This window comes from Kocuria carniphila (genome assembly GCF_004136555.1).
Lineage (GTDB): Bacteria > Actinomycetota > Actinomycetes > Actinomycetales > Micrococcaceae > Kocuria > Kocuria carniphila.
In genome coordinates this window covers 1-4941 of record NZ_NOIT01000033.1, presented here as the reverse complement: position 1 = coordinate 4941, position 4941 = coordinate 1, and the positions used below count along the sequence as shown (strand labels likewise).

The 4941-nt window shown below is 67.9% G+C and carries 5 protein-coding genes; 3 read left to right on the top strand and 2 right to left on the bottom strand.

The features are described 5' to 3' along the window. Nucleotides 1-2 precede the first annotated feature (2 nt). Together EWV37_RS15305 and EWV37_RS15300 are read right to left on the bottom strand one after the other, a co-directional pair. Nucleotides 3-500, bottom strand: coding sequence for a uracil-DNA glycosylase family protein (locus tag EWV37_RS15305; RefSeq protein WP_193554328.1), 498 nt, complete (start codon nt 498-500; stop codon nt 3-5). 59 nt (nt 501-559) lie between these two features. Further along, entirely contained in the window at nt 560-2317 is a 1758-nt protein-coding gene (locus tag EWV37_RS15300; protein WP_129702496.1) for an oleate hydratase, read from the bottom strand. Between the two features lie 87 nt (nt 2318-2404). Between EWV37_RS15300 and EWV37_RS15295 the strand changes: the two genes are divergently transcribed. The 3 genes from EWV37_RS15295 to EWV37_RS15280 all read left to right on the top strand — a co-directional run bounded on the left by EWV37_RS15295 (nt 2405) and on the right by EWV37_RS15280 (nt 4617). Continuing rightward, on the top strand, nt 2405-3127 hold the full coding sequence (locus tag EWV37_RS15295; RefSeq protein WP_129702495.1) for a TetR/AcrR family transcriptional regulator: 723 nt from the start codon (nt 2405-2407) through the stop codon (nt 3125-3127). A gap of 430 nt (nt 3128-3557) precedes the next feature. Beyond that, the gene (locus tag EWV37_RS15285; protein ID WP_129702494.1) at nt 3558-3872 is read left to right on the top strand and encodes a nucleotidyltransferase family protein; all 315 of its coding nucleotides are present in this window, start codon (nt 3558-3560) and stop codon (nt 3870-3872) included. Further along, on the top strand, nt 3853-4617 hold the full coding sequence (locus EWV37_RS15280) for an HNH endonuclease (protein ID WP_129702493.1): 765 nt from the start codon (nt 3853-3855) through the stop codon (nt 4615-4617). The genes EWV37_RS15285 and EWV37_RS15280 overlap by 20 nt, the downstream gene beginning before the upstream one ends. Nucleotides 4618-4941 lie beyond the last annotated feature (324 nt).

Below are 4941 nucleotides of genomic sequence, written 5' to 3'. Positions count from 1 at the left end.
CGTCACGCCAAAAAACGGCTCAGTGCCGATCCGGGATATCGGCCGCCGGCCCTAACCTGAGTCGGTGGATCGAGGCTAAGGGAGGCGGGCGGGGCGCCGGTGGCCGCCCACACCTCCCGCCACTTCTGCGCCAGCGTCGCGGCGGTCTCATGGACGTTGAGCCCGCTGGGGTTGGGCAGCGCCCACAGGGCCACCCCGTCCGGCCACCCCGGCACCCACGGCGCCCCGGACTCATCGGCCACCGGCTGCACCCCGAGCACCGCACCGGGACGGTCGAAGGCCTGACGGCATGCGGTGATGCCCACGATGAGCAGGCGCACCAGGCCCGCGGACTCGGCATCGCCGGGCAGCGGCGGCACGTCGTCGCGAGCCGGGCCGTCCGCCGCCGCGGCGAGCTGGGCCGGCGTGGGCCGCGCACCGGCCAGCGGCGAGGGCCGGCGCCAGGGCCGCCAGGCGGCGGGCAGGCGGGATTCGGAGCCGAGGGGAGCGGTGGGCGACATGGGACCAGCCTAGGCGCGCCTCGGGACCGGGCCCGAGGCGCACCCGCGGTGGGCGGGACTCAGATGAGGCCGTGCTCCTCGAGGAGCTGGCCGATCTCCCCGTGCTCGAGCCTGCCGCGCAGGTAGCCGCGCAGCGCGGCCGGGCCGGGCATCTCCACCTTCTTGCCGTCGCGCATGCGCGCCGAGGCCTCGAGCAGGTCGCGCACATCGTACGTGGAGCCCCAGGTCTCCGGCACGCCGCGCTCCACGTCGAGGAGTTCGTAGACGGCCTCCATGCCGGTGCGCACCGAGTACTCGGTCGTGAAGATCGTGTCGCGGCCGGTCTCCGCGAACTGCCCGAGGAACGCGAAGTTCGCCGCCCCCTCCGGCACGACCTGCGGCCGGTCGCCCGCGCGGCGGGGCATAAAGAAGCTCGTCACGTAGGGCATCATGACCGGCACGCACCGGGCGCCGGTCGCCGCGAGCTCGGGGATCTCATCGGCGGGCACGCCCAGGTGGTAGAGCCACTCCTGGGTGATCTCCTCGCCGGTGCACTGCGCCAGGGGCTTCTTCACGTAGTCGCCGTCGACGTCGACGAACAGACCGTAGACCCAGACGACGATCTGATCCTTCGGCTGCTTCTTGAAGTGCGGCTGGCGATTGACCGTCCAGCTCAGCAGCCAGGAGGAGTCCTCGGCGGTGACGATGCCGCCGGTGACCACGCGGCCGCTGAACGGATCGCGCTGGGCGATGCGCTCGATGTAGGCGGGGATGCGCTCATCGAGCGTCGTGACGGTGGCCGATTCCCACTTCGTCTCCTCGATCGAGGAGCAGAAGACCTCCGGACGCCCGAACGCCGGGTCCTTCTTCGCGATGCGCTTCCACAGGTCCCAGGCCGGGGCCGGGCCCTCGTTGAGGGCTGCGGGCGTGTGGTGGTCGCCGTCATCGGAGTTGTCCACGAGCGAGCCGATCGTCATGAGCGCGAGGTCGTGCTCGCCGAGCTCGATGGTCTCCTCGGCGCCGTCGCGGCGGCAGCGGATCGCGGTGGCGCGGATCTCGCCGTTGCGGTGGGCGAAGTCCACATCGAGGACCTCGGCGCCGGAGCGGAAGACGACGCCGTGCTCGGTGAGGTAGTGCATGAGCGGCAGGACGAAGGACTCGTACTGGTTGTACTTCGTGAACTTCAGCGCCGTGAAGTCGGGCAGTCCGCCGATGTGGTGGATGAAGCGGTGGAGGTAGAGCTTGAACTCGAGCGCGGAGTGCCACTCCTCGAAGGCGAACATCGTCCGCCAGTACATCCAGAACGGCGAGTCGAGGAACTCGCGGCCCATCACCTCGTCGATGCGCTTGCCCTCCATCTCCGCACGCTCGGCGAGGAAGATCTTCAACAGGTCCTTCTGCGCCCGCTTCGGCAGGTCGAAGCGGCCCTCGTGGCCGGCGTCCTCGCCCCGGCGCACGGTGGCGCGGCGCAGCGAGTAGTTGGGGTCGTCCTTGTTGAGCCAGTAGAACTCGTCGAGCACGGAGGCGTCCTCGAGCTCGAGGGAGGGGATGGAGCGCATCATGTCCCACAGGCACTCCATGTGGTTCTCCAGCTCCCGGCCGCCGCGGATGACGAAGCCCTTCTCCGGGACGTCGAGGCCGTCGAGCGCACCGCCGGCGATCTCGCCCTTCTCGAGGATCGTGACGTTGGCGCCGGGGACCCCGGCGTCGCGGATGAGGAAGACGGCCGCCGCGAGCCCGACCAGCCCGCTGCCGACGATGTAGGCCTTCGTCTCCTGCGCGTGCTGTGCGGGGCGGGGACGCGCGAACGCCTCGTAGTTACCTGCCGTGTGCTGCATGATCCATCCTTCCCGTCGCGTGCCGGATGCCGATCAGCCGGCCTCGATATTGAGTGTACTCAGAATTGAGTCGACTACAATGGCCGCATGGACACTCGGGATGACACGGAGCTGGCGCCCTCGGCGACGCTGGGCAGGCGCGAGCGGGCGAAGGCGGAGAAGCGCGCCCGCATCCTCGCCGCGGCGCGCGCGCTGTTCGAGGAGCGCGGTTTCGAGCGGACCTCGATGAGCGAGGTCGCGCGCGCGGCGGATGTGGCCGAGGGCACTGTCTTCCAGTACGCGGCGACGAAGGTCGAGCTGCTCATGATGGTCGTCGATGCGCTCTGGGGAGCCCACGAGCGCGCGACGACCACTCCTTCGCTCTCTGCGTTCGCCGCGCCCGGCGCCGCGACGGCGGGCGGGGAGACCGCGGACCGGATCGCGGAGCTGATCTCGCCGCTCGTCACCGCGATGCGGCGCTGGTCCGAGCTTGCGGCGTGGGTCGCACGCGAGATCCTCTTCGGTGCGGACATGCCGCATCGCCGGCGGGTCCTCGACCACGTCGATCGCCTCGAAGAGAAGATCGCCGCACGCCTGCAGGACGGCCGAGCCGACGCTTCCGGTGCGATCGGAGCGGCGCGGGACGGTGCGACAGGCACTGCCGGCGAGGAGCCCGGTGCGGCTGCGGCGGCCGGCGCCCGCCTCATCGTCGCCGGGGTGCTGGCCGAGCTCAACCGCTCCCGGCAGAGACGGATCGACGGCGAGAACGTCGATGTGGTGCTCCGCAGGCTCATCGACCTCGTGGTGGCGGGGGCGGGCGCCGCCCGGTGACCCGGAAGCCGTCCGGGCCGTTCGGGCCGCCGCTGGCACCGGCCAGCGCCGCCGCGATTGCCCGCCGCGCGGCCGGCAGGCGCGTGCCCGCCGCGGTCGTGTGGGGCCCACCGTCAGATCCTCGCCCAGCAGGGCGGGGGCGATGGCGCCATCGGAGAACTCCACTGCCGGAGATGTCGTTGTCCTCGTAGTCCCCTGCTGGAGTCCATCCGCTAGCCTTGATGAGCGCCTCGGCGTCCTCCCTGTCGCGGTCCACACCAGGCGACGGTTCTCGCGATCCTGAGAGATCCGCATGTAGACGGCGGCCCGCCGAGGCTCAGCACTCATGGAGTCAATCTACGTCAAAGGTTATTCGGCTACCGAACGTGGTGGAGTTTAGGTTCAATGTCTAACGTCTGGCGGCGCAGGCGTGCCCGCGTAACCTGAGGGCATGCCTATCAGCGCCGTGGCCGCGGAGGCTCTGGCTCTGCGAGAGCTCATCGAGTCGCGCCGCGACGAGCTCGACCGTCTGACCGCGAAGTACGGCGCGACGAGCCCGGTGTTTTTCGGATCGGTTGCGCGGGGCGATGCGCGTCCTGGTAGTGACTTCGACATCCTCGTGGAGGTGGACCGCGTGGACGGCAACGTGCTGATGCGTGCCTCCGGCCTCATGGAGGAGACGCGCGAGCTGCTCGGTACCGAGGCGGTGGAGATTCGCCCAGTTTGGCTAGTAGGAGATCCCAAACATGCAAGAGATTCAGCGTAGACCTCCCACGGATGTGCGGCGGCAGTTGCGGCGTGAGGTCGGGTTCGGTTGCCCTGTGGGTGGGTGCGGAAATCCCTATCTGGAATATCACCACTTCGATCCGCCATGGCATGTGGAGAGGCATCACAACTCAAGTGGGATGCTCGCTCTCTGCGCGAATCACCATGCCAAGGCGGACGCTCTGACTGTCGAGCAATGCCGAGAGCTCAAGACCGGGCCGCAATCTGCCACAGTACGAGGCCGGTTCGAGTGGATGCGACGTGAGGTCGTCGCGATTGTGGGCGGCAATTACTATCACGAGACGCCTCATATGGTCGTCTTTAGAGGTGAGCCCCTGATCTGGTTTGAGCGCGATGAGGACGGCTACCTTCTCCTTAACATGCGCATGCTGACCGCTTCGCATGAGCGTCGTGCTCAACTTCTGGCGAATGATTGGGATATTGCGGGTGATCCGCTAGATGTCGAGAGTCCGCCCAACGGGAGCTATCTACGGGTGCGCTACTCGAACGGCGATGATGTCCGAATCCGGTTCAAGCAGTGGGACTCCGCGGAGAGCCTAGGCGCGAAGCACCCCAGGATCCTTAGTCTCGAGGATACGATCTCATTTCCGCTTGTGACCGTTGAGATCGCTATGGTTGTCGGTGGCACTGGTGTCCGGTTCGATGCGCGATCAAGCGAGATCGGCGGACTAACAATGACCGGAAACATCATGAGTCATTGCGGGGCAGGCCTGGTGATTGATTGATGAACGGGGACGTGGTGGACTTCCGTTTCGCCGGGCCTTCTCCACGCCGATGCTATCCAGAGGTAACATGCCTTCACCGTGCAGGGAGACGAAGCGAAGGCTTCGCATCGCTTCCACGGAGTCGTGAAGGAGGTTGCGCACTGACCCGGCCTCTTCAAGGAGCGCGAACCCTTGGCGAATCGACAGCGCCGGGTGCAGTCCCGGTGGGCGCCCCTGCGACGGGCTCAATGCCATTCCCTCGGTCCCCCGTTACCTTGTGAGTACCCCCGATAGTCGGGGGGTCTGGTCGCTCGGCCGGGTATGGCTTTGTTGCCCTGCCATCCA

Excerpts from the sequence above, each read along its gene's own strand:
- EWV37_RS15305 (WP_193554328.1), bottom strand. The coding sequence starts at position 500 with ATGTCGCCCACCGCTCCCCTCGGCTCCGAATCCCGCCTGCCCGCCGCC.
- EWV37_RS15300 (WP_129702496.1), bottom strand. The coding sequence starts at position 2,317 with ATGCAGCACACGGCAGGTAACTACGAGGCGTTCGCGCGTCCCCGCCCC.
- EWV37_RS15295 (WP_129702495.1), top strand. The coding sequence starts at position 2,405 with ATGGACACTCGGGATGACACGGAGCTGGCGCCCTCGGCGACGCTGGGC.
- EWV37_RS15285 (WP_129702494.1), top strand. The coding sequence starts at position 3,558 with ATGCCTATCAGCGCCGTGGCCGCGGAGGCTCTGGCTCTGCGAGAGCTC.
- EWV37_RS15280 (WP_129702493.1), top strand. The coding sequence starts at position 3,853 with ATGCAAGAGATTCAGCGTAGACCTCCCACGGATGTGCGGCGGCAGTTG.